Below are 23,665 nucleotides of genomic sequence, written 5' to 3' on the forward strand. Positions count from 1 at the left end.
TTGGATGAATGCGCGGCCGATGTTTCACGCGCTGTCCACAGCCCTGAACTTCCGTTCAATCTCAAAAATTGAGACGGATCAGCAACTTGTGGATAAGCCTTGAACAATTCTCTAAAGGTTGTTGCAAGCCATTGATGTGGCTGGCGATTTCCCCGCTGAAAAGTTGTTGACAACCCTTCGGCCGCTGCTAAGGTGGGCATCAGAGGGAAATCCGGGTGTTTTGTGGGTTTTCGTGGTTCAATGTTTCACCGGGCGAAGGATAGGTGCACGCGTCGTGTTCCAGGGCGAGACGGCCATCACAGTTGACGATAAAGGGCGCATGGCGGTTCCCACCGCTTACCGCGACCTCGTCGCGCGCGCCAGCAACAACCGTCTCGTGCTGACCTACAACCCGTTCGAAGCCGGCTGCCTGTGGCTGTATGCAGAGTCGGAATGGGAGCGGGTCCGCGACGACGTGATGTCCAAGCCCAACACCCAGCGCGTCGTGCGCCTGTTGCAGCAGAAGCTGGTCGGTTCGGCCGCCCATCTTGAGCTGGACGGCAACGGTCGCATCAGCATCCCCGCCAGCCACCGCGGTGCGGTGGGCATTGAGAAGAAGGCGGTATTGCTCGGTATGGGCGACAAGTTCGAATTGTGGAGCGAGCAGGCGCATCGGGCCCTGATCCAGCAGACATTGTCTGACGAGGATCTGGGTGATGGGTTGCTCGACCTGAAGTTGTGAGCCGGGGTGCCCGGATGCGCCCAGAAGCGCAGGCCGGTCACCTTCCGGTGTCGCAGTCGCCGGCGGTGCACCTGCCGGTCCTGTACACCCAGGTCCTTGAAGGCCTGAGGGTGATCGAAAACGGACGTTATCTGGATGGCACGTTCGGTCGTGGCGGTCATGCACGTGGCGTGCTCACCCAGCTCGGTCCCGAGGGGCGCCTGCTGGTCATGGACAAGGATCCGGAAGCCATCGCCGTAGCCGAGCGCGATTTCGCGCCGGACCCGCGCGTGTCCATCTTCCGTGGCAGCTTCGCCCAGCTGCTGCAGTGGGATGCGACGGCTGAAGGCCTGGACGGCGTCCTGTTCGACCTGGGCGTGTCGTCGCCGCAGTTGGACGTGGCCGAACGTGGCTTCAGCTTCGGCAAGGACGGCCCGCTGGACATGCGCATGGATCCGGACAACGGTGAAAGCGCCGCACAATGGATCAACCGCGTTGAAGAACGCGAGATTGCCGACGTGCTGTGGACCTACGGCGAAGAGCGCCAGAGCCGCCGTATCGCCCGTGCCATCGTGGCCCGCCGCGAGAAGCAGCCGTTCTCCCGCACCGCCGAACTGGCTGAGCTGATCGCCTCGGTGATGCCGCGCGGCAAGGACAAGATCCACCCGGCCACGCGCAGCTTCCAGGCCATCCGCATCCACATCAACCGCGAGCTGGCCGATCTGGAAGCCGGGCTCGATGCGGCCGTGGAACGGCTCAAGCCCGGCGGCCGCCTGGCGATCATCAGCTTCCACTCGCTGGAAGATCGAATCGTCAAGCAGTACATGAACCGCCTGGCCAAGGCGCCGCCGGCCAACCGCCGCCTGCCCGAGGCGGAGGTGTTCGTGCCGACCCTGGATCTGATCGGTGGCGCCATCAAGGCCACCGACGAAGAACTGGCGGCCAACCCGCGTGCCCGCAGCGCCGTGCTGCGCGTGGCCCAGAAGCGGGAGGCTGATGCATGAGCCGGCTGCTGCTGATCATCCTGTTGGCCTCGACCGTGGCCTCGGCGATCGGCGTCGTGTTCGTGCGTCACCGTCACCGGCAGACGTTCATCGAGCTGTCGCGCGCTGAGCGCAAGCGCGATGACATCAATCTGGAATTCGGCCGCCTGCAGCTGGAACAGGCCACCCTGGCCGAAGCCAACCGTGTGGATCGCATCGCCCGCGAGAAGCTCGGCATGAAGTTCCCCGAGGCCGCCGACATCGTGGTGGTGCGCCCATGAGCAAGACCGGCCGCAACCGCCCCCGCAACGCCTTCAACCTGCGCCAGCGCCTGCGTTGGGTTGCCCTGGCGCTCGGCCTGTGCTCGGTGTCGCTGGTCGGCCGCGCGGCCTACGTGCAGATCATCAACAGCGACTTCTACCAGCGCCAGGGTGAGGCCCGCTACCTGCGTGAGCTGCCGATCAAGACCTCGCGCGGCATGATCACCGACCGCAACGGCGAGCCGCTGGCGGTGTCGACCCCGGTCGCTTCGATCTGGGTCAACCCGCAGGACCTGCTGCGTTCGCCTGAGCGCATCCCTGAGCTGGCCCAGGCGGTCGGCATGTCGGTGGATGAACTGAGCAGCCGCCTGTCGCAGAAGTCGGACAAGGAATTCATGTACCTGCGCCGCCGGATCAATCCGGACGAGGCAGAGAAGGTGGTCGCGCTGAAGATTCCGGGCGTGGCCGCGCAGCGCGAGTTCCGCCGCTTCTACCCGCAGGGTGAGGCGATGGCGCACGTGCTGGGCTTCACCAACATCGACGACCGCGGCCAGGAAGGCCTGGAGCTGGCGTTCGACGAATGGCTGCGCGGCAAGGCCGGTGCCAAGCGGGTGATCCGCAACCGCAAGGGCGAGACCGTCGAAAGCGATCTGCTGCGCGCCGCCGAACCGGGCAAGGACCTGACCCTCAGCATCGACCGCCGCATCCAGTACCTGGCGTTCAAGGAACTGCGCAACGCGCTGGTGGCCAACAAGGCGGCCGGCGGTTCGATGGTGATCATGGACGTGACCACCGGCGAGATCCTGGCCATGGTCAACCTGCCGACCTACAACCCGAATTCGCTGACCGGCGCGCTGCCCGATGCGCGCCGTAACCGTGCAGTGACCGACCTGGTCGAGCCGGGTTCGACGATGAAGCCGCTGACCATCGCCACCGCATTGCAGGCCGGTGCGGTGACCAAGGACACCGTCATCGACACCAATCCGGGCTACATGCAGGTGGCGCGCTTCACCATCCGCGACGTGCCGCGCAACAACGGCGTGCTGAACGTGACCGGCGTGATCACCCGCAGTTCCAACATCGGCGCGGCCAAGGTCGCGGCGAAGATGCCGGACCAGGTGTTCTATGACGGCGTGCGCCGCTTCGGCTATGGCTCGGTGCCGCACAGCGGCTTCCCGGGTGAATCCGGCGGCGTCGTGCGGCGCCCGGCCAACTGGGACGGTGCCACCAAAACCACCATGTCCTACGGCTACGGCCTGAATGTGACCCCGCTGCAGATCGCCACCGCCTATTCGGCGCTGGCCAATGGCGGCAAATTGATCGCGCCGACCTTTGTCAAAGGCCAGCGCAACGAAGCGCATCAGATCATCGATGAGAGCGTCGCCAGGCAGGTGGTGGCGATGATGGAAACGGTTGTTACCCAAGGCGGCGCCAAGCAGGCGGCGGTGCTGGGTTACCGCGTGGCCGGCAAGACCGGTACCGCGCGCAAGACCGGCCCGGGTGGTTACGAGCGTGGCCATTACAACGCGCTGTTCGCCGGCGTGGTGCCGGCCACCAATCCGCGCTTCGCGACCGTCATCGTCATCAACGACCCGCAGGCCGGCAAGTTCTACGGCGGCCTGGTGTCGGCGCCGGTCTACCACAACGTGATGGAAGGCACCCTGCGCCTGATGGACGTGCCGCTGGACGACCTGCAGTCGTGGCTGGCCGCACAGCAGTCCGGCAAGGTCGGTCACTCGGCCTCGATCCTGCCCGCGCCGCCGGCCGAGGCCGCGCTGCCGGTGGATGCCGCCGCTGAATTCGACGCTGCGCTGCCCAGCGCGCAAGCCCAGACGCCGCCCGCTACGGGAGGCACGCAATGAGTCCTTCGATGTTGCTTTCGCAGTTGCTTCCGGATGTGGCCCTGGCGGGCCACGATCCCGTTCTGACCGGCCTGGTGCTGGACAGCCGCGCCGTGCGCCCCGGCAATGCCTTCGTCGCCATCGCCGGTTTCGGCGCGCATGGCCTGGGCTTTGTCGAGCAGGCCCGTGCGGCCGGCGCTGGCGCCATCCTGTTCGAACCGCCGGCACCGGTCGAACTGCCGGCACCGGACGATGCGATCGCTGTGCCGGGCCTGCGCGCGCGCATGGGTGCGATGGCCGACCAGTTCCATGGCGCGCCGTCGCGGGCGATGGCGATGGTGGGCGTGACCGGCACCAACGGCAAGACCTCCACCGTGCAGCTGCTGGCCCAGGCCTGGCACCTGCTCGGAACGCCCAGTGGCAGTATCGGCACGTTGGGCGCCGGACTTTATGGTTCGGTTGAGCCGACCGGTTTCACTACGCCGCTGGTGCTGCAGATGCATGCGCTGCTGGCGCAGCTGCGTGATGCCGGTGCGCGCGCGGTGGCGATGGAAGTCAGCTCGCACGCGCTGGACCAGGGCCGCGTGGATGCGGTGCACTACGACGTGGCGGTGTTTACCAATCTCACCCGCGACCATCTGGACTACCACGGCGACATGGCCAGCTACGGCGCGGCCAAGGCACGGCTGTTCCATCGCCCGGGACTGAAGGCCGCGGTGATCAATCTTGACGACGCGTTCGGTCGCCAGCTGTTCGCCGGCCTCCCGGCGGGCGTGCAACCGATCGGCCTGAGCTCGCGCGGTGCCACCGATGCCAGCGTGCGCGCCGAGGCGCTGCAGCTGGACGGCCGTGGCATTGCCTTCGAACTGGTCATCGACGGCCAGCGCGCGGCGGTGCAGTCGCCGCTGCTGGGCCGCTTCAACGTGGACAACCTGCTGGCCGTGGCCGGCACCCTGCACGCGCAGGGTCAGCCGCTGCCGCGCATTGCCGAGGTGTTGTCGGCGCTGCAGCCGATCCGTGGCCGCATGAACCGCCTCGGCGGCGAAGACGGCCTGCCGACCGTGGTGGTCGATTACGCGCATACCCCGGACGCACTGGAACAGGCGCTGGACAGCCTGCACGGCCACCTGCAGGGCACGCTGTTCTGCGTGTTCGGCTGCGGTGGCGAGCGTGATACCGGCAAGCGCCCGCAGATGGCCGCGATCGCCGAGCGCTTGGCCAACCAGGTCATCGTCACCGACGACAATCCGCGTGGCGAAGATGGCGACGTGATCGTAGCCGACATCCTGGCCGGCTTCACCGATGCCTCCGCCGTGACCGTGCAGCGCAGCCGCGCGCGTGCGATCGGCCTGGCGGTGAAGCGTGCCGGTGCCGGCGACATCATCCTGATCGCTGGCAAGGGCCACGAGCCGTACCAGGAAGTGAATGGCGTGCGCCATGACTTCGACGACACCGAAGTGGCCGCCGCTGCGTTGGCCGCCAAGGCCGGTGTGCTCAGCGCGCAGGCCGGGGAGGGCATCGCATGAAGCGCACTCTGCTTTCGCTGATCGCACACTGGGCCGGCGGCGAGATCCACGGCGACGACGTGGCCATCGATGCGGTCAGCAATGACACCCGCAGCCTCGGCCCGGGCAGCCTGTATGTGGCGCTGCGCGGTGAGCGTTTCGATGGCCATGACTTTGCCGCCGACGCGCAGGCGCGCGGTGCCAGCGCGCTGCTGGTCGAGCGCCTGCTGCCGATCGAACTGCCGCAGGTGCTGGTGGCCGACAGCGAACTGGCGCTGGCGAAGATCGCCACCGGCATGCAGCGTGACCGTGATACCGAGGTGTTCGCGATCACCGGCAGCAACGGCAAGACCAGCGTGAAGAGCCTGCTGCTGTCGATCCTGCAGCAGGTGGCCCGTCATGCGCACAAGGTGGTCTACGCCAACCCGGGCAACCGCAACAACGAGATCGGCCTGCCGCTGGCAGTGATCGATGCCCCGGAAGATGCCGACTACGCTGTCTACGAGATGGGCGCGGGCAAGCCGGGTGACATCGCCTACCTGACCGATATCGCCCGCCCGCGCTATGCGCTGGTCAACAACATCGCCCCGGCGCACCTGGAACGAATGGGCAGCCTGCTCGGCGTGGCAGTGACCAAGGGCGCGATCTATGCCGCGCTGCCGGCCGATGGCGTGGCCGTGATCAACGTCGACGATGCCTACGGCCGCTGGTTCGAACAGCACTTCGTCGGCACCCCGCCGCGCTGCCGCGTACTGCGCTATGGCTTGGAGCACACCGCGGACATCACCGCGCGCGACATCCGCGCCGGCGCGCAGGGCAGCCAGTTCACCCTGGTCGCACCGGGCGGCGAAGCCCGCGTGGTGCTGGGCCTGCCGGGTCGCCACAACGTCAGCAATGCGCTGGCCGCTGCCAGCCTGGCGCTGGCCGCCGGTGTCGATCTGGCGCTGATCGCGGCCGGCCTGGCCGAAGCACAGCCGGTACCGGGCCGCCAGATCGCCCATCAGCTGCGCAACGGCGCGGTGCTGGTGGACGACAGCTACAACGCCAACCCCGGTTCGCTGGCCGCGGCCATCGACGCCCTTGCCGCCGCACCGGAAGATGGTTGGCTGGTGCTGGGCGACATGCGCGAGCTGGGTCCGGACGCCGAAGCGCTGCACGCGCAGGCAGGGCTCCGCGCGCGCGCTGCTGGCCTGAAGCGCCTGTATGCGCTGGGCCCGCTCAGCGCCGCTGCCGCCACCGCCTTCGGTGAAGGCGGCCGTCATTTCGCCACCCATGACGCGCTGTCGCAGGCGCTGAAGGACGAGCTGCACGCCGGCGTGCGCTGCCTGGTCAAGGGTTCCCGTGGCAGCGCCATGGACACGATTGTCAAAGCGCTGCTGGCGCAAGGAGAGGAATCCCCGCATGTTGTATGAACTGGCTCGATGGTTGCAGCAGTTGGAGAGCCTGTTCGGGCTGTTCAACTACCAGACGTTCCGCGCCATCCTTGCCGCGTTGACGGCCCTGTTCCTGTCGCTGTGGCTCGGCCCGGCGATGATCCGCAAGCTTGCCCAGTTCAAGGGCGGCCAGCCGATCCGCAAGGACGGTCCGCAGACCCATTTCTCCAAGGCCGGTACGCCGACCATGGGCGGTTCGCTGATCCTGCTCACCATCACCCTGTCGGTGCTGATGTGGGCCGACCTGCGCAACCGCTACGTGTGGCTGGTGCTGGCGGTGATGCTGTGCTTCGGCGCCATCGGCTGGTATGACGACTGGATCAAGATCGTCCGCCGCGACCCGAACGGCCTGAAGTCGCGCTGGAAGTACCTGCTGCAGTCGATCTTCGGCCTGGCCGCGGGCCTGTTCCTGTTCTACACGGCCGACGTGCCGGCAGCACTGACCTTCTACATCCCGATGTTCAAGTCGATCGCGCTGCCGCTGGCCGGCATCGGATTCGTGGCCATCGCCTACTTCTGGATCGTCGGCTTCTCCAACGCGGTGAACCTGACCGACGGCCTGGACGGCCTGGCGATCATGCCGACCGTGCTGGTGGCCTGCGCACTGGGCGTGTTCGCCTACGCCTCGGGCAACGTGGTGTTCGCCAACTACCTGCAGATCCCGCAGATCCCGGGCGCCGGCGAGCTGGTCATCATCTGCGCGGCCATCGCCGGTGCGGGCCTGGGGTTCCTGTGGTTCAACACCTATCCGGCCATGGTGTTCATGGGCGACATCGGCGCGCTGGCGCTGGGTGCGGTGCTGGGTACGATCGCAGTGATCACCCGCCAGGAGCTGGTGCTGGTGATCATGGGCGGCGTGTTCGTCATCGAAACGCTGTCGGTGATGATCCAGGTCGCCTCGTTCAAGCTGACCGGCAAGCGCGTGTTCCGCATGGCGCCGATCCACCACCACTTCGAACTGAAGGGCTGGCCGGAGCCGCGCGTGATCGTGCGCTTCTGGATCATCTCGGTCGTGCTCGTGCTGATCGGCCTGGCCACGTTGAAGGTGCGCTGAGATGAACGACCTGTCCCGCCAGGCAACACGCCTTGAGGCCATCGAAGGCAGCTACGACAAGTGGCTGCTGGGCGCGATCATCGCGCTCACGGGCATCGGCGTGGTGATGGTGGCGTCCAGCTCGATCGCTCTGATGAGCAGCCCGTTCTACTACCTCAACCGCCACCTGATCTTCCTGGCGGTGGGTATCGTGCTGGCGGTCGTTGCCGCCCGCACTGAACTGAAGTCCATCGAGCAGTACAACCAGATGCTGCTGCTGGGCTGCTTCGTGCTGCTGTTGGCGGTGTTCGCACCGGGCCTGGGCAGCACGGTCAACGGCGCACGCCGCTGGATCAATCTGGGCATCTCCAAGTTCCAGACGGTGGAAGCGGTGAAGGTGCTCTATATCGTCTGGCTGTCCAGCTACCTGGTGCGCTTCCGCGACGAGGTCAACGCGACCTGGCCGGCGATGCTCAAGCCACTGGGCGTGGCCGGTGCGCTGGTGCTGTTGCTGCTGCTGCAGCCGGACTTCGGTTCCTCGACCCTGCTGCTGGCGATCACCGCCGGCATGCTGGTGCTGGGCGGTGTGAACATGCCGCGCATGTCGATGCCGGTGATCATCGGCCTGGTCGGCATGAGCGCGCTGGCGATCATCGAACCGTACCGCATGCGCCGCATCACCTCCTTCCTCGACCCGTGGGCCGACCAGCAGGGCGACGGCTACCAGCTGTCCAACGCGCTGATGGCCGTGGGCCGCGGCGAGTGGACCGGCGTTGGCCTGGGCAACTCGGTGCAGAAGCTGTACTACCTGCCGGAAGCACATACCGACTTCATCTTCTCGGTTGCTGCCGAGGAATTCGGTTTCCTCGGCACCTGCGTGATCGTGGCCCTGTACGCGCTGCTGGTCGGCCGCACGTTCTGGCTGGGCATGCGCTGCGTGGAAATGAAGCGCCACTTCTCCGGTTACATCGCCTTCGGCATCGGCCTGTGGATCAGCATGCAGACCTTCGTCTCGATCGGCGTGAACCTGGGCATCCTGCCGACCAAGGGCCTGACCCTGCCGCTGATCTCCTCCGGCGGTTCGTCGGTGCTGATGACCTGTGTGGCGATGGGCCTGCTGCTGCGCGTGTCCTATGAACTCAAGCGCGCCGAGCGTCGCCAGGCCGTGCGCATCGGTGGTGGCGACGAGGCCGTGGCCGATGCACCCGTGGACGCGCCGGCCGCACCGGCTGCGGCCAGCGTGCCGATGAGCGCCGAGCCGACGGCTGCCGCTGCAGCGAACGCTGCACGCGGCACCAGCCGCCTGCAGTCGCGCATCGAACCGACCTTCGGGAGGCTGTCATGAGCGCAGCCACCGATAACGTGCGCCCGGTGATGATCCTGGCCGGTGGCACCGGCGGTCACATCTTCCCCGGCCTGGCCGTGGCCCGCGTGCTGCGCGCCCGCGGCGTACCGGTCACCTGGATGGGCGCCGATGGTGCGATGGAAACCCGCCTGGTGCCGCAGCACGACATTCCGATCGACACCCTGGCCATCACCGGCCTGCGCGGCAAAGGCAAGCTGGCCCTGCTGGGCGCGCCGTGGCGGCTGATGCGCGCGCTGCGTGCCGCCGGCATGATCATCCGCAAGCGCCAGCCGCGTGCGGTGGTCGCCTTCGGTGGTTTCGCGTCCGGCCCGGGGGGCATGGCCACACGCCTGCACGGCCTGCCGCTGCTGGTGCACGAACAGAATCGCGCTCCCGGCATGACCAACCGCATCCTGTCGCGCTATGCGCGCCGGCTGCTGACCGGCTTCCCGGGCACCTTCGCCAAGGGCGAGGAGTTCGTCGGCAACCCGGTACGTGCGGAGATCGCCGCCATCGCACCGCCGGAACAACGCTTCGCCGACCGTCATGGCCCGCTGCGCGTGCTGGTGGTGGGCGGCAGCCAGGGCGCGCGCGCACTCAACACCGGCGTGCCGCAGGCGATCGCCGCACTGGGTACCGGGGTTCCGGTGCAGGTGCGCCACCAGAGCGGCGAGAAGATGCATGCCGAAGCGGTCGAGGCGTATGCCAAGGCCGGCGTGCAGGCAGAAATCACGCCGTTCATCGCCGACATGGCCGAGGCCTTTGCCTGGGCGGACCTGGTGGTGTGTCGCGCGGGCGCCTCGACATTGGCCGAGCTGTGTGCGGTGGGTGTCGGCAGCGTGCTGGTGCCTTTCCCCGCTGCCGTCGACGATCACCAGACCCGCAATGCGGAGTACCTGGTCGAGCGCGGCGCGGCGGTTTTGCTGAAGCAGGACGGAACGCTGGCCGACGGCATTGCCGCACTGCTGCGCGATCTGTCCGAAAATCCCGCCCGCCGCATGCAGATGGCGCAAGCCGCGCGTGCCCTGGCCAAGGTCGATGCCGCCGAGCGCATCGCCGATATCATTCTTGAGGAAGCTGTATGAAGAAGGCATGCCACCGCGCCTGCCCTGCGCGAGGCCGCGCATGATCCGTCGCCTGCACGACACCAACGACCTCGTGCGCGCGTTCCCGCGCGTGCATTTCGTCGGCATCGGCGGCACCGGCATGAGCGGTATCGCCGAAGTGATGCTGACGCTGGGCTATGAGGTGTCCGGCTCGGACAATGCCGACAACGTGGCGACCCGTCGCCTGGCCAGCCTGGGTGCGCGCATCATGCGCGGCCACTCCGCAGCCAACGTGCTGGGCACCGACTGCGTGGTGGTCTCCAGTGCCATCCGCGAAGACAACCCGGAACTGATGGAAGCGCGCAGCCAGCGTATTCCGATCATGCCGCGTGCGGCGATGCTGGCCGAGCTGATGCGCTTCCGCCGCGGCATCGCGGTGGCCGGTACCCATGGCAAGACCACCACCACCAGCCTCACCGCTGCGGTGCTGAGCGAAGGCGGCCTGGACCCGACGTTCGTGATCGGAGGCCAGCTGCTGGCCGCCGGTGCCAACGCCAAGCTGGGTGGTGGCCAGTGGCTGGTGGCCGAGGCTGACGAAAGCGATGGCAGCTTCCTGCGCCTGAATCCGCTGATGTCGATCATCACCAACATTGATGCCGACCACCTGGAGAACTACGGCAACGACTTCGCCCGCGTGCAGGCGGCGTTCGCCGAGTTTCTGCAGCGCCTGCCGTTCTACGGCCTGGCGGTGCTGTGCATCGACGATCCAGAAGTCGCGGCTCTGGCTGCCAAGACCCCGCGCCACGTGATGAGCTACGGCATGAGCCCGCAGGCCGACGTGCGCGCCGAGAACGTGGTGCAGGAAGGCTCGCGCATGCGCTTCACCCTGCGCCTGCCGCAGGGCACCAGCCAGGAAGTGGTGCTGGCGCTGCCGGGCAAGCACAACGTACTCAACGCGCTGGCCGCCGCTGCGGTGGGCTGGCAGCTGGGCGTGGCACCGGACGCGATCGCGCGTGCACTGGAAGGCTTCGCCGGTGTCGGCCGTCGCTTCAACGATCTGGGCGAAGTGACCACCGCCAGCGGCGCCAAGGTCCGCATCATCGACGACTACGGTCATCACCCGAGCGAGCTGGAAGCGGTGTTCGCCGCCGCCCGTGGTGGCTGGGCCGACAAGCGCCTGGTGGTGGCCTTCCAGCCGCACCGCTACAGCCGTACCCGCGACCAGTTCGACAAGTTCGCCGCGGTGCTGTCCAGCGTCGATGCACTGGTGCTGAGCGAGGTCTACCCGGCCGGCGAGGAACCGATTGCTGGTGCCGATTCGCATGCGTTGGCCCGCGCCATCCGTGCGCGTGGCCGCAGCGAGCCGGTGGTGGTGGGCAAGGCCGCCGAGCTGGCCAGCGTGCTGCCGGACGTGCTGCAGGACGGTGACCTGCTGCTGATGATGGGTGCCGGCGACATCGGTGCCGTGGCCACCCATATCGCGGTGGAAGGCTTCAAGGGGGAGGGCGAGGCGTGAGCGCGCTGACCTTCCCGCCGCTGCGCGTGACCGACCCGGCCGTGTTCGGCCGCGTCGCCGTGCTGCTCGGTGGCAGTTCCAGCGAACGCGAGGTGTCGCTGGACTCCGGCCACAACGTACTGGAAGCGCTGCAGTCGCGCGGCGTCGATGCGTTCGCGGTGGATGGCATTCCGGCGCTGGCCAAGGCGCTCGCCGCCGGTGGCATCGATCGCGTGTTCAACATCCTGCATGGCCACAACGGTGGCGGTGAGGACGGCATCGTGCAGGGCCTGATGGACGCCTTCGGCGTGCCGTACACCGGCTCGAACGTGCTGGGCTCGGCGCTGAGCATGGACAAGATCCGCACCAAGCAGGTGTGGCTGTCGCTGGGCCTGCCCACCCCGCAGTACCGGAAGGTGGACGCGACCACGGTGCATGCACTGGCAGCCGAACTGGGCCTGCCGGTAGTGGTGAAGCCGGCCAATGAAGGCTCCAGCGTGGGTATCAGCCGGGTCACCGACGACGCCGGCCTCGATGAAGCCGTGGCGCTGGCCGCGCGCTACGACGGCCAGCTGCTGATGGAACAGATGGTGGTGGGCGACGAACTGACCGTGGCCATCCTCGGCGATGTCGCACTGCCGTCGATCCGCATCGTGCCCAAGGGCCAGTGGTACGACTACAACGCCAAGTACATCGCCGAGGACACCCAGTACCTGTGCCCAGGCCTGGACGGTGACGACGAAGAGGAAATCCGCCGCATCGCGCTGGCCGCGTTCCGTGCCGCTGGCTGCCGTGGCTGGGGCCGCGTGGACGTGATGCGCGATCGCAGCAGCGGCCGCTTCTTCCTGCTGGAAGTGAATACCGCGCCGGGCATGACCAGCCATTCGCTGGTGCCCAAGGCCGCAGGCCAGGCCGGCATCAGCTTCGAAGAGCTGGTGTGGCGCGTGCTGGAACAGACCCTGGAGGCCTCGCACGCATGAACGCGGTGCTGCGCATCTTCGTCTGGCTGTTGGCGCTGTCGGTGGTTGCACTGCCGGTGGTGGCCGTGGTCAATGGCTGGGTCGGCGCGGAGCGCTGGCCGCTGGCGAAGCTGCGCGTGCATGGTGAGTTCAAGCGGGTGCCGGCCGAGCAGTTGCAGCAGGTGCTGCTGCCGTACGCGCATGCGGGCTTCTTCGCGGTCAAGCTGCAGGACGCGCAGGACGCCTTGGAACAGCTGCCGTGGGTGGAAAGCGCGCAGGTGCGCAAGCAGTGGCCGGACGTGCTGGAAGTGACCCTGGTCGAGCACAAGCCGTTCGCGCGCTGGGGCAACGACCGCCTGGTTTCCGAGCAGGGCAAGCTGTTCCCCACGCCGAAGAAGCTGGCCGATCTGGCGCTGCCCGAACTGGATGGCCCCGACAGCCAGACCGAAGAAGTGATGAAGCTGTACAGCGACTCGCGTGCATTGTTCGCACCGGCCGGCGTCGACGTGCGCCGGGTGACGATGGATGCGCGCGGCAGCTGGTCGCTGGTGCTGAGCAACGGTACCGAAGTGGTGGTCGGCCGCGACGACGCGCGCTCGCGCATGCAGCGCTTCGTCAAGGTGCTGCCGCAGCTCAACCGTCAGGACGCGCCGATCGAGCGCGCCGATCTCCGTTACACCAATGGTTTCACGCTGAGCTGGGGTACCCCGGCCACGCCGGCGAAAACGCCGGCGACCCCAGCCAGCAGGACGCAGGAAAGGACATGAATCGCAAGGGTGACAAATCGCTGATCGTTGGCCTGGACATCGGCACCTCCAAGGTGGTGGCGCTGGTGGGCGAGTACTCGCCGGGCAACCCGATCGAAGTGATCGGCATAGGCTCGCACGAGTCGCGCGGGCTCAAGCGTGGCGTGGTGGTGGACATCGAATCGACCGTGCAGTCGATCCAGCGCGCGGTGGAAGAAGCCGAGCTGATGGCCGGCTGCGAGATCCGCTCGGTGTATGCCTCGATCTCCGGCAACCACGTGCAGTGCAAGAACTCGCCGGGCATCGTGCCGATCCGCGACGGCGAAGTGACCTGGGGCGACCTGGATCGCGTGCTCGATGCGGCCAAGGCCGTGGCGATTCCGGCCGACCAGAAGATTCTGCACGCGATCCCGCGCGAGTACGTGCTGGACGATTCGCAGGAAGGCATCCGCAACCCGGTCGGCATGACCGGCGTGCGCCTGGAAGTACATGCCCACCTGGTGGTGTGCGCGCAGTCGGCTGCGGCCAACATCAGCAAGTGCGTCCAGCGCTGTGGCCTGCAGGTGGACGACCTGGTGCTGTCCTCGCTGGCCTCCAGCGTGGCGGTGCTGACCGCCGACGAGCGCGAGCTTGGCGTGGTGCTGGTCGACATGGGCGCCGGCACCACCGATATCGCGGTGTTCGTGCAGGGCGCGATCTGCCACACGGCTTCGCTGCCGATCGCCGGCGACCACGTCACCAATGACATCGCGCACATGCTGCGCACGCCGACCCCGGAAGCCGAGCAGATCAAGGTGCGCTATGCCTGCGCCCTGGCCCAGCTGGCCACCGCCGAGGAAAGCATCCAGGTGCCGTCGGTGGGCGACCGCCCGCCGCGCCGCATGCCGCGCCATTCGCTGGCGCAGGCCGTGCAGGGCCGCTACGAGGAAATCTTCGAGATGGTGCAGGCCGAACTGCGCCGCTCCGGCTTCGAGGAACTGGTGCGCGCCGGCATGGTGCTGACCGGTGGCGCTTCGAAGATGGAAGGCGTGGTCGAACTGGCCGAGGAAATGCTGCAGATGCCGGTTCGCGTGGGCATCCCGCAGCACGTCACCGGCCTGGGCGAAGTGGTGGGCAACCCGGTGCATGCCACCGGCGTGGGCCTGCTGCTGATGGGCAGCCAGATCGAGCACCCGCGGCGGCCGTCGCTGCCGACCGGGCGCGCTGGAAGCATGTTCAAGAAACTCAAGACCTGGTTCCGCGGCGAGTTCTGACGCGGAACCCGTAACACCGGGCATCGCCCGGGCGCAGCACCCGCAGTACCCGTAGCACAACGCAACACCGGCAACACACAACCCACACAGCCGCAACGCCGGCATGCAGCAGGACGGCAGGACGCCCGAATGCCCATGCCAGCCAAAGCGGATACAACGAGGACACGGACATGGCGCATTTTGAACTGATCGAAAAGATGGCACCCAATGCGGTGATCAAGGTGGTTGGCGTGGGCGGCGGCGGCGGCAATGCCGTGGCGCACATGGTCAACTCGGCGGTGGACGGCGTGGAATTCATCACCGCCAACACCGACTCGCAGGCCATCAAGAATTGCGGTGCCAAGCTGCAGCTGCAGCTGGGTACCAACGTGACCAAGGGCCTGGGCGCAGGCGCGAACCCGGAAGTCGGCCGCCAGGCCGCGCTGGAAGACCGTGAGCGCATCATGGACGCCCTGCAGGGTGCGGACATGGTGTTCATCACCGCCGGCATGGGCGGTGGTACCGGCACCGGCGCTGCGCCGGTGGTGGCACAGCTGGCCAAGGAAATGGGCATCCTGACCGTGGCCGTGGTCACCAAGCCGTTCCCGTTCGAAGGCCGTCGCCGCATGCAGGTGGCGCTGAAGGGCATCGAGGAACTGAGCCAGCACTGCGACTCGCTGATCACCATCCCGAACGAGAAGCTGATCACCGTGCTGGGTCGCAACGCGACCATGATCCAGGCCTTCCGTGCCGCCAACGACGTGCTGCAGGGCGCCGTGCAGGGCATCGCCGACCTGATCGTGCGTCCGGGCCTGATCAACGTCGACTTCGCCGACGTGCGCACCGTCATGTCCGAAATGGGCCTGGCGATGATGGGTACCGGCACCGCCCGTGGTGATGACCGCGCCCAGGCCGCCGCCGAAGCCGCGATCCAGAACCCGCTGCTGGACGATGTGAACCTGGCCGGTGCCAACGGCATCCTGGTCAACATCACCGCCGGCGCCGACTTCACCATGGCCGAGTTCGACGAGATCGGCCGCACCATCGATGGCTTCGCTTCTGAGGACGCCACCGTGGTGGTCGGTACCGTGCTGGATCCGGACATGCAGGACGAAGTGCGCGTGACCGTGGTCGCTACCGGCCTGAACCGCGTGTCGGCCAGCAAGACCCAGCGTCCGGGCGAGCGTGCGCCGATCAAGCTGGTCCGCAATGCCACCACCGGCCAGCCGGAATTCGGCGACTTCGACAACGGCGGCGACGCCGTGTCCAAGGCCGTGGGCGGCATGGGTCTGGGCCTGCGTCGCGCCAGCAGCGATACCGCGGCAGCCTCCGCTCCCTCGGCCCCGGCCGCTTCGGCCCCGGCGGCGGCGGAACTGCCGAACGATTACCTGGACATCCCGGCGTTCCTGCGCCGCCAGGCGGACTAAGCGGGGCGCCCGGGGCTTGTCCTCCCCGGGTTGCGCCACCATGTCCTGAAAACGCGGGCGCCGGGCCAGGATGGGTCCGGCTGCCCTGCTTCACGCGCGTCCCCGCGGCGTGCCGGTGCGTCCTGCCGGCAGCCTTCACTGGCGTTTCAGCCAGGGTAGGGGAGGGCGCGTGTTAATCTAATGTGTCACTTCCGGCCCATCCCCCATGATCCAGCAACGCACCCTCAAGAACACGATCCGCGCCACCGGCGTTGGCCTGCACAGCGGTGACAAGGTCTACATGACCCTGCGCCCGGCACCGGTCAACCATGGGATCGTGTTCCGTCGCGTGGACCTGGACCCGGTGGTGGAAGTGCCGGCCAAGGCCGAACTGGTCACCGAAGTGACCCTGTGCACCGGCCTGACCTGCAACGACGCCAAGATCCAGACCGTCGAACACCTGATGTCGGCGCTGGCCGGCCTGGGTGTGGACAACATCATCGTCGAACTGTCCTCGGCCGAGCTGCCGATCATGGACGGTTCGGCCGGCCCGTTCGTGTTCCTGCTGCAGTCGGCAGGCATCGTGGAACAGGACGCGCCCAAGCGCTTCATCCGCGTGCTGAAGACCGTGGAAGTGACCGAGGGCGACAAGGTGGCCCGCTTCAGCCCGTACGAGGGCTACAAGCTGGGCTTCACCATCCAGTTCGATCACCCGATGATCCCGGCCAAGCAGTCGCGCCAGGAAATCGAGTTCTCGACGCTGGCCTACACCAAGGAAATCTCCCGCGCGCGCACCTTCGGTTTCATGCGCGACCTGGAATACATGCGCGAGCGCAACCTGGGCCTGGGCGGTTCGATGGACAACGCCATCGTGCTGGACGAGTTCCGCGTGCTCAACGAAGACGGCCTGCGCTACGCCGACGAATTCGTGCGCCACAAGATCCTCGACGCGATCGGCGACCTCTATCTGGCCGGTGGCCAGGTGCTGGGTGCCTACGAAGGCTTCAAGTCCGGTCACGCCCTCAACAACAAGCTGGTGCGGGCGCTGATGGCCGACGCCACCGCCTGGGAATGGGTCAGCTTCGACTCGCCGGCCACCCCGGACCCGGTGGAATATGCCACTCCGGCCTACGCCTGATTCCTGTAGATCGTTGAATTGAAAGACAAAAGCGCCGCCGTCCAGGGCGGCGTTGTCGTTTCAGGCGTGTCCGGCGCATTCAGCATGCTTGACGCGCGTCAAGGCCGGTTCGAGGTCACGGTTTTGTGAACCTGTTGGATCGGAAGCCTGAATTTAACGTAGTTTTAACAACAATCTAACGACAGGCCCCCGGATGGCAGCTAGGATGCGACCCGGCCCCCGAAATGTTTCACGCCGTGGTGACACGCGCGACGGGGAGCGGAGCCGGATGCTCCGTTGTCGTCAGGACCGCTTCTTCGGCTTCGAGGGAACGTCCTGCAGGCAAGCCAAGGCGTCGCGTAGCCCTTTGTGCGTGGCGGCTGAAACTGCGTGGGGTCCATTCCGGTTGTCGAGCGCTGGGGAGCGCGTGGGAGTGGGAGACGCAGTCTTGATGGTCACCCTGGTGGCCTTCAGCCCGATGGAACGGGCCGCGTCGAGCAACTGGGCTTCGGCAAGCCGCAACTTGGCATGCCAGACCGGGGACTCGACGAGAAAAACGAGGTGTTCCCCGTCCACATTGGCCAGCCGGCAACGGCTGCGCAGAGGTGGCGGCAACTGGGGGCGCAACTGACGGTCCAGCGCGTCGAGCCACAAGGCACGCCGCAGCGGGTTCCCGCTTTTGTCCGCCATCACCGCATCCAGCGCCGGCTTCGGCACTGACGCGGGGCGAACGCTGGATTTCGGCTCAGACATGAAAACTCACTGATGGCATTCAAAAAGATCGTAATCAAAACGCGTGAAGGGCAGGCCAAATCGCCGATCGCGCGTCTGCGGTTCTATTTCGAGGACCGCCCCCGCGCCCTGCTGGGCAGCGTGCTCGGGGTAGGCTGCATTATCGGCCTTGCCGGCGGCATTGGCGCCAGCGCGCTCAATGATTCCCGGCTGCAGGCCAAGGTCGAGCGCCAGGATGCGGAGCTGGCCAAGGTCAAGCGCGATGCGCAGACCCAGGTCAACGCGCTGGCGGCCCGCCTCGGCGAGCTGCAGGCCCAGGCCACCCGCCTCAACGCCCTTGGCGAACGGCTGACCCAGATGGGCAAGCTGGAAGACGGCGAGTTCGACTTCAACGAGACCCCCGGTCTCGGTGACGGCGACGCCGGCGGCCCGACCAGCGACATCCCGGTCAAGGACGTCAACGCCGACTTACAGGTGCTGGAGCAGCGCTTCGCTGCTTCAGGCCGCCAGTTGTCGGTGATGGAATCGCTGATGTTCGACCACCAGCTGCAGCAGAACGCCGTGCCGTCGCGCATGCCGATCCGCAACAGCTACGTGACCTCCGGTTTCGGCACCCGTGCCGACCCGTTCGGCCGCGGTGCCGCCACCCACAAGGGCATGGACTTCCACGCCAGGGTCGGTGACCCGGTGATGGCCGTGGCCGAAGGCGTGGTCAGCTTCTCCGGCGTGAAGGGCGGCTACGGCAACGTGGTCGACGTCGACCACGGTAACGGCTACGTCACCCGCTACGCGCACAATTCGCGCCTGGTGGTGAAGGTCGGCGACCTGGTCCGTGCCGGGCAGGAAGTGGCCAAGGCCGGTTCCACCGGTCGTTCGACCGGCGCCCACGTGCACTTCGAGGTGTGGGAGAACGGCAACGTGGTCAACCCGCGCAAGTTCCTCGGCGACGGCGGCAACACGCCGGTCGGCCGCGTCAGCCGCGGCTGATGCCCCATTGGGGTGCCGGCTGCCGTCGGCACTACCGCCCCCGGAGTACGGGGGCAGCGCCGTAGGCGCGGGGGTGTGGAGGCGAGGTAAGTGGGGCCCACGGTTCGCGCAGCGAAGCGTGGGAGCGCCAGCGCGCATGCGCTGACGCGTACCCGGCCAGCGGCCGGCACTACCGGGAGTGTTCGGATGCCATTGCCGCCAAAGGGTTGAAACCCCTTGCGGCCGTCCCAAGCTACAATGGGTGTTGCCATCGACAGGGCGCCAGGCGCCCTGTTTCGTTTGCGGCGGACGGATCCCAAGGGGGAGGCCGGGCGTCGTGTCCATCCAACCCGGTTCCTTCAATGATCAACAGCCTGCTTACCCGCGTATTTGGCAGTCGTAACGAACGACAGCTGCGCCAGCTCAACCGCATCGTCGCCAAGATCAATGCGCTGGAGCCGGAGATCGAGAAGCTTTCCGACGAGCAGCTTCAGGCCAAGACGCCGGAGTTCAAGCAGCGCATCGCCGACGGTGAAGCCCTGGACAAGGTGCTGCCGGAAGCGTTCGCGGTCTGCCGCGAAGCCGGTCGCCGCGTGCTGGGCATGCGCCACTACGACGTGCAGCTGATCGGCGGCATGGTGCTTCACCTGGGCAAGATCGCAGAAATGCGCACCGGTGAAGGCAAGACCCTGGTGGCGACCCTGCCGGTGTACCTCAACGCGCTGGAAGGCAAGGGCGTGCACGTGGTCACCGTGAACGACTACCTGGCCCGCCGCGACGCCGCGCAGATGGGCAAGCTGTACAACTGGCTGGGCCTGAGCGTGGGCGTGGTGTACCCGGGCATGCCGCACAGCGACAAGCGCGAAGCCTACGCCTCGGACATCACCTACGGCACCAACAACGAATTCGGCTTCGACTACCTGCGCGACAACATGGCGCTGTCCAAGGCCGACCGCTACCAGCGCGGCCTGCACTACGCCATCGTCGACGAAGTCGACTCCATCCTGATCGACGAAGCGCGTACCCCGCTGATCATCTCCGGCCCGGCCGACGACTCCCCAGAGCTGTACATCCGCGTCAACCGCGTCGTACCGAACCTGGTCAAGCAGGAAGCGGAAGACGGCGAAGGCGACTTCTGGGTCGATGAGAAGGGCAAGCAGGTGCACCTGTCCGAAGCGGGCATGGAGCACGCCGAGCAGCTGCTGGTCGAGGCCGGCATCCTCGACGGCGAGACCGAAGGCCTGTACGCGCCGCAGAACCTGACCGTGGTCCACCACCTCAACGCCGCGCTGCGCGCGCACGCGATCTACCAGCGTGACGTGGACTACATCGTGCGCGATGGCGAAGTGGTCATCGTCGATGAGTTCACTGGCCGCACCCTGTCCGGCCGCCGTTGGTCCGATGGCCTGCACCAGGCGGTGGAAGCGAAGGAAGGCGTGCCGGTCCAGCGCGAGAACCAGACGCTGGCGAGCATCACCTTCCAGAACCTGTTCCGCATGTACAAGAAGCTGTCCGGCATGACCGGTACGGCCGATACCGAAGCCTTCGAGTTCCAGAGCATCTACGGCCTGGAAGTGGTGGTGATCCCGACCAACCGCCCGACCATCCGCAAGGACAGCCCGGACCAGGTGTTCCTGAACCGCAAGGGCAAGTTCAATGCGGTGCTGGCCGACATCGAAGAGTGCGCCAAGCGTGGCCAGCCGGTGCTGGTGGGTACCACCTCGATCGAAACCTCGGAAATGCTGTCCGAGCACCTGCGCAAGGCCGGCGTGAAGCACGAAGTGCTCAACGCCAAGCAGCATGACCGCGAAGCGACCATCGTCGCCAATGCCGGTCGTCCGGCCGCGGTCACCATCGCCACCAACATGGCCGGTCGTGGTACCGACATCGTGCTGGGCGGTTCGCTGGAAGCGGAAATCCATGAGCTGGGCGAAGGCGCGACCGACGAACAGAAGGCCGCGGTCAAGGCCGATTGGCAGAAGCGCCACGAGGCCGTCAAGGCTGCCGGCGGCCTGCACATCGTCGGTACCGAGCGCCATGAATCGCGCCGTATCGACAACCAGCTGCGCGGCCGTTCGGGCCGCCAGGGTGACCCGGGTTCGTCCCGCTTCTACCTGTCGCTGGAAGACAACCTGATGCGCATCTTCGCCTCCGACTGGGTGCAGAAGGCCATGCGCATGATGGGCATGAAGGAAGACGACGTCATCGAAGACCGCCTGGTCAGCCGCCAGATCGAGAAGGCGCAGCGCAAGGTCGAGGCCCACAACTTCGACATCCGCAAGAACCTGCTGGACTTCGACGACGTCAACAACGACCAGCGCAAGGTGATCTACGCACAGCGCGATGAACTGCTGGACGCCGAGTCGGTGAAGGACAACGTCGACGGCATCCGCGACGACGTGATCTTCGACGTGGTGGCCCGCTTCGTGCCGCCGAACTCGATCGACGAGCAGTGGGACCTGCGTGGCCTGGAAGCGACCCTGGAGTCGGACTTCGGCCTGCAGATGTCGCTGACCGACCTGGTCAAGTCGCACGAAGAGCTGGACGCCGAAGCCATCGCCGCCAAGGTGCAGGAGCGCGTCAACCAGCACTTTGCCGAGAAGGAAGCCGGTGTCGGTGAGGAAACCATGCGCGCGCTGGAGAAGCACGTGATGCTGACCGTGCTGGACCAGAGCTGGAAGGAGCACCTGGCGCGCATGGACTACCTGCGCCAGGGCATCTACCTGCGTGGTTACGCGCAGAAGCAGCCGAAGCAGGAGTACAAGAAGGAAGCCTTCGAGCTGTTCTCGGACATGCTGGAGAACGTCAAGCGCGAAGTGGTGACCCTGCTGTCGCGCGTGCGCATCCGCAGCGACGAGGAAGTGCAGGCGCTGGAAGCAGCCGAACGCCAGCAGGCCGAAGCGCGCCTGAGCCAGTCGCAGTTCCAGCACCAGGACGTGGGCGGCTACAGCGCCGACGAGGAAGCCGCGCAGGTGCAGGCTGCCCAGCAGGGCATTGCACAGGCGCAGCGCGATGAGCCGAAGATCGGCCGCAACGATCCATGCCCGTGCGGCAGTGGCAAAAAGTACAAGCACTGCCACGGCCAGCTGAGCTGACCCCGAAGAGCCCCGCGAAAGCGGGGCTCTTTTTTCATGGCGGCTGTTTCGTGGGGCTGATCCGGCCCGATCCGAGATTGCGCGGGCCGCCCTGTTCTGGGCATGCTTCCCCCATGGCTCCCCCCACCCGATCGATCCACGTCGTGGCCGCCGTCATCACCGACGCCCGTGGCCGCGTGCTGCTCAACCGTCGTACCGAGAACCGCGACATGGCCGGCCTGTGGGAGTTCCCCGGCGGCAAGCGCGAATCCGGCGAGACCTCCGAGCAGGCGTTGGTTCGCGAGCTGCGCGAGGAACTGGGCATCGAAGCCGATGTCGGCGAATGGCTGATGGATGTGCCGCAGCGCTACCCGGACAAGCACCTGACCCTGGAAGTGCGCCACGTGCGCAGCTGGAAGGGGACGCCACGTGGCCGCGAGGGCCAGGCCATTACCTGGGTGGCGCCGGATAAACTTGGTCGCTATTCGATGCCACCGGCCGATCTGCCGGTGGTGGCCGCGCTGCGCCAACCCGACAGCTACCTGATCACCCCGGCGCCGTCCGATGACGCCGACGGCGTGCAGCACTGGCATGAGCAGCTGCAGCGCGCGGTGGCGGCGGGCCAGCAGCGCATCCAGCTGCGGTTGCCGACGGCACATCCGCAGCGCCAGGCGATGGTCGAACAGGCCGTGCGCACGCATCGTCGCAGCGGGGTGCAGTGGCTGCTCAACCGCGATATCGAACGCGCGCGCGTACTGGGCGTTGGGGTGCACCTGGGCAGCGAGCAGCTGCTGGAGTTGTCGCAGCGTCCGCTGCCCGAAGGCCAGCTGGTGGCCGCGTCCTGCCATGACCTGCAGCAGCTGCAGGCCGCACAGCGGTTGGGCTGCGACTTCGCCGTGCTGGGCCCGGTGCAGGCCACGGCCAGTCATCCCGATGCCGTGCCGCTGGGCTGGAACGCGTTCGCCGAGCTGCGCGCGCAGGTGTCACTGCCAATCTACGCCTTGGGCGGCATGGGCCGCGGTCACATCGCCGAAGCGCGTCGCCATGGTGGGCAGGGCATCGCCGCCATCCGCGCGCTGTGGCCGGAGTAAAGCTGCTTCGCTCGCCGGGCATGGCCCGGCGCTACCGTGTGGGATGGAGGCAGTAGATCCACGCCATGCGTGGATGGATGCTCGCGATCACAGCGTGATCCAGAAACACCCGTATTGCCGTCGCAACCCCAGCACCGTCGAAGCGCGCGACGCGCTGCCGGGCAGGGTCTGCTCCAGGCGCAGGCCGATGGGATGCCGCGCCACAGAGGCCACAGGGTCGGATCCCAACGCGGCAGGGCTCTGATCCTCATCCTGCGATTGCGGCAGCGCCTGTGACGGATACACCGGCACCACGTCCACCAGGGGCCGCCGCGCCAAGGATTCCAGCTGGCCGAGGATGCGCTGCGCGCCCGCATCGGAAACCGCGCCCCACAGATACAGTGAGGACAGCCGATTCACATCGTTGCTGACGATGCCGACGCGCAGCGCGTCCACCAGTTCACTCAGCCGCCGCGGGCAGCGTGCCCCCAGGGTGTCGCGCTGCAGGGTGTTGCCGGCGGGCGCAGGCGGTGGCAACCGCGACCGCGCGCCCAGGCTGTCGCAGGGCCGGTCGGTGTAGACGCTTTGGCCCTGGGCATCGGTGCAGCGGTTCAGGCGCGTGGACTGTGCGTGGGCGGCGCTCGACAGAACGCACAGCGGCAGCAGCAACAGCAGGAAGGAAAGCCGGATCATCCTCGCAGGGTAGCGCCGATCACGCTTGC

General features: G+C 67.0%; 19 protein-coding genes and 1 pseudogene. 18 read left to right on the top strand and 2 right to left on the bottom strand.

Annotation, left to right across the window (positions count from 1 at the left end; all coding sequences use genetic code 11):
* Positions 1-274: 274 nt before the first annotated feature.
* The 15 genes and pseudogenes from mraZ to lpxC all read left to right on the top strand — a co-directional run bounded on the left by mraZ (position 275) and on the right by lpxC (position 17,122).
* Positions 275-721 (top strand): division/cell wall cluster transcriptional repressor MraZ, encoded by a 447-nt coding sequence (mraZ, locus tag V3B64_RS17880; protein WP_004143635.1) that lies wholly within the window; start codon positions 275-277, stop codon positions 719-721.
* A 14-nt stretch (positions 722-735) separates the two neighbouring features.
* Positions 736-1,704: a 16S rRNA (cytosine(1402)-N(4))-methyltransferase RsmH gene (rsmH, locus tag V3B64_RS17885; RefSeq protein WP_049425020.1), complete on the top strand. Its 969-nt coding sequence runs from the start codon at positions 736-738 to the stop codon at positions 1,702-1,704.
* Positions 1,701-1,964: a cell division protein FtsL gene (ftsL, locus tag V3B64_RS17890; protein WP_005412242.1), complete on the top strand. Its 264-nt coding sequence runs from the start codon at positions 1,701-1,703 to the stop codon at positions 1,962-1,964. Before rsmH ends, ftsL begins: the two co-directional genes overlap by 4 nt.
* Positions 1,961-3,805 carry a penicillin-binding protein 2 gene (locus tag V3B64_RS17895; RefSeq protein WP_049425022.1) on the top strand — a complete coding sequence of 615 codons (1,845 nt, stop codon included), beginning with the start codon at positions 1,961-1,963 and terminating at the stop codon, positions 3,803-3,805. The genes ftsL and V3B64_RS17895 overlap by 4 nt, the downstream gene beginning before the upstream one ends.
* Entirely contained in the window at positions 3,802-5,310 is a 1,509-nt protein-coding gene (locus V3B64_RS17900) for a UDP-N-acetylmuramoyl-L-alanyl-D-glutamate--2,6-diaminopimelate ligase (protein ID WP_049425024.1), read from the top strand. Before V3B64_RS17895 ends, V3B64_RS17900 begins: the two co-directional genes overlap by 4 nt.
* Positions 5,307-6,701: a UDP-N-acetylmuramoyl-tripeptide--D-alanyl-D-alanine ligase gene (gene murF, locus V3B64_RS17905; RefSeq protein WP_285301871.1), complete on the top strand. Its 1,395-nt coding sequence runs from the start codon at positions 5,307-5,309 to the stop codon at positions 6,699-6,701. Before V3B64_RS17900 ends, murF begins: the two co-directional genes overlap by 4 nt.
* On the top strand, positions 6,691-7,776 hold the full coding sequence (mraY, locus tag V3B64_RS17910) for a phospho-N-acetylmuramoyl-pentapeptide-transferase (protein WP_010481929.1): 1,086 nt from the start codon (positions 6,691-6,693) through the stop codon (positions 7,774-7,776). Before murF ends, mraY begins: the two co-directional genes overlap by 11 nt.
* Before the next feature lies 1 nt (position 7,777).
* Positions 7,778-9,100, top strand: coding sequence for a putative lipid II flippase FtsW (gene ftsW, locus V3B64_RS17915; RefSeq protein WP_329914621.1), 1,323 nt, complete (start codon positions 7,778-7,780; stop codon positions 9,098-9,100).
* Positions 9,097-10,185, top strand: coding sequence for an undecaprenyldiphospho-muramoylpentapeptide beta-N-acetylglucosaminyltransferase (murG, locus tag V3B64_RS17920; protein ID WP_032128030.1), 1,089 nt, complete (start codon positions 9,097-9,099; stop codon positions 10,183-10,185). Before ftsW ends, murG begins: the two co-directional genes overlap by 4 nt.
* 40 nt (positions 10,186-10,225) lie before the next feature.
* Complete coding sequence (murC, locus tag V3B64_RS17925; RefSeq protein WP_012510048.1) at positions 10,226-11,662, top strand: UDP-N-acetylmuramate--L-alanine ligase; 1,437 nt, start codon at positions 10,226-10,228, stop codon at positions 11,660-11,662.
* Entirely contained in the window at positions 11,659-12,621 is a 963-nt protein-coding gene (locus V3B64_RS17930) for a D-alanine--D-alanine ligase (RefSeq protein ID WP_329914622.1), read from the top strand. The genes murC and V3B64_RS17930 overlap by 4 nt, the downstream gene beginning before the upstream one ends.
* Positions 12,618-13,292: pseudogene (locus tag V3B64_RS17935) on the top strand (cell division protein FtsQ/DivIB); the annotation flags it as partial. The gene V3B64_RS17930 and the pseudogene V3B64_RS17935, both read left to right, overlap by 4 nt.
* A 71-nt stretch (positions 13,293-13,363) precedes the next feature.
* Entirely contained in the window at positions 13,364-14,599 is a 1,236-nt protein-coding gene (ftsA, locus tag V3B64_RS17940; protein WP_005408083.1) for a cell division protein FtsA, read from the top strand.
* Between the two features lie 170 nt (positions 14,600-14,769).
* Positions 14,770-16,005, top strand: coding sequence for a cell division protein FtsZ (ftsZ, locus tag V3B64_RS17945; RefSeq protein ID WP_043397963.1), 1,236 nt, complete (start codon positions 14,770-14,772; stop codon positions 16,003-16,005).
* Between the two features lie 205 nt (positions 16,006-16,210).
* On the top strand, positions 16,211-17,122 hold the full coding sequence (gene lpxC / locus V3B64_RS17950) for a UDP-3-O-acyl-N-acetylglucosamine deacetylase (protein WP_005408085.1): 912 nt from the start codon (positions 16,211-16,213) through the stop codon (positions 17,120-17,122).
* A gap of 282 nt (positions 17,123-17,404) precedes the next feature.
* Here the strand turns inward: lpxC and V3B64_RS17955 are convergent, their stop codons facing one another.
* Positions 17,405-17,854 carry a DUF721 domain-containing protein gene (locus V3B64_RS17955; protein ID WP_005408086.1) on the bottom strand — a complete coding sequence of 150 codons (450 nt, stop codon included), beginning with the start codon at positions 17,852-17,854 and terminating at the stop codon, positions 17,405-17,407.
* Positions 17,855-17,866: 12 nt separating this feature from the next.
* Between V3B64_RS17955 and V3B64_RS17960 the strand changes: the two genes are divergently transcribed.
* From V3B64_RS17960 to V3B64_RS17970, 3 genes are all read left to right on the top strand, one after another.
* Positions 17,867-18,820 (top strand): M23 family metallopeptidase, encoded by a 954-nt coding sequence (locus tag V3B64_RS17960; protein ID WP_329914623.1) that lies wholly within the window; start codon positions 17,867-17,869, stop codon positions 18,818-18,820.
* Positions 18,821-19,161: 341 nt separating this feature from the next.
* Positions 19,162-21,894, top strand: a complete 2,733-nt coding sequence (gene secA / locus V3B64_RS17965; protein ID WP_032129708.1) for a preprotein translocase subunit SecA — start codon at positions 19,162-19,164, stop codon at positions 21,892-21,894.
* A gap of 113 nt (positions 21,895-22,007) precedes the next feature.
* Positions 22,008-22,964: a Nudix family hydrolase gene (locus V3B64_RS17970; RefSeq protein ID WP_329914624.1), complete on the top strand. Its 957-nt coding sequence runs from the start codon at positions 22,008-22,010 to the stop codon at positions 22,962-22,964.
* Between the two features lie 87 nt (positions 22,965-23,051).
* Here the strand turns inward: V3B64_RS17970 and V3B64_RS17975 are convergent, their stop codons facing one another.
* Positions 23,052-23,636: a DUF4124 domain-containing protein gene (locus V3B64_RS17975; RefSeq protein WP_132809205.1), complete on the bottom strand. Its 585-nt coding sequence runs from the start codon at positions 23,634-23,636 to the stop codon at positions 23,052-23,054.
* Between the last annotated feature and the right edge of the window lie 29 nt (positions 23,637-23,665).

Origin of the sequence: Stenotrophomonas sp. SMYL86, assembly GCF_036320025.1 — a bacterium.
GTDB classification, from domain to species: domain Bacteria; phylum Pseudomonadota; class Gammaproteobacteria; order Xanthomonadales; family Xanthomonadaceae; genus Stenotrophomonas; species Stenotrophomonas maltophilia_A.

Bases quoted from the DNA above. Each gene is read 5' to 3' on its own strand.
- V3B64_RS17960 (WP_329914623.1), top strand. From the start codon at position 17,867: ATGGCATTCAAAAAGATCGTAATCAAAACGCGTGAAGGGCAGGCCAAA.
- rsmH (WP_049425020.1), top strand. From the start codon at position 736: ATGCGCCCAGAAGCGCAGGCCGGTCACCTTCCGGTGTCGCAGTCGCCG.
- murG (WP_032128030.1), top strand. From the start codon at position 9,097: ATGAGCGCAGCCACCGATAACGTGCGCCCGGTGATGATCCTGGCCGGT.
- V3B64_RS17955 (WP_005408086.1), bottom strand. From the start codon at position 17,854: ATGTCTGAGCCGAAATCCAGCGTTCGCCCCGCGTCAGTGCCGAAGCCG.
- ftsL (WP_005412242.1), top strand. From the start codon at position 1,701: ATGAGCCGGCTGCTGCTGATCATCCTGTTGGCCTCGACCGTGGCCTCG.
- lpxC (WP_005408085.1), top strand. From the start codon at position 16,211: ATGATCCAGCAACGCACCCTCAAGAACACGATCCGCGCCACCGGCGTT.
- V3B64_RS17895 (WP_049425022.1), top strand. From the start codon at position 1,961: ATGAGCAAGACCGGCCGCAACCGCCCCCGCAACGCCTTCAACCTGCGC.
- V3B64_RS17975 (WP_132809205.1), bottom strand. From the start codon at position 23,636: ATGATCCGGCTTTCCTTCCTGCTGTTGCTGCTGCCGCTGTGCGTTCTG.
- murC (WP_012510048.1), top strand. From the start codon at position 10,226: ATGATCCGTCGCCTGCACGACACCAACGACCTCGTGCGCGCGTTCCCG.
- V3B64_RS17970 (WP_329914624.1), top strand. From the start codon at position 22,008: ATGGCTCCCCCCACCCGATCGATCCACGTCGTGGCCGCCGTCATCACC.
- ftsA (WP_005408083.1), top strand. From the start codon at position 13,364: ATGAATCGCAAGGGTGACAAATCGCTGATCGTTGGCCTGGACATCGGC.
- ftsW (WP_329914621.1), top strand. From the start codon at position 7,778: ATGAACGACCTGTCCCGCCAGGCAACACGCCTTGAGGCCATCGAAGGC.
- V3B64_RS17900 (WP_049425024.1), top strand. From the start codon at position 3,802: ATGAGTCCTTCGATGTTGCTTTCGCAGTTGCTTCCGGATGTGGCCCTG.
- secA (WP_032129708.1), top strand. From the start codon at position 19,162: ATGATCAACAGCCTGCTTACCCGCGTATTTGGCAGTCGTAACGAACGA.
- mraY (WP_010481929.1), top strand. From the start codon at position 6,691: ATGTTGTATGAACTGGCTCGATGGTTGCAGCAGTTGGAGAGCCTGTTC.
- ftsZ (WP_043397963.1), top strand. From the start codon at position 14,770: ATGGCGCATTTTGAACTGATCGAAAAGATGGCACCCAATGCGGTGATC.
- murF (WP_285301871.1), top strand. From the start codon at position 5,307: ATGAAGCGCACTCTGCTTTCGCTGATCGCACACTGGGCCGGCGGCGAG.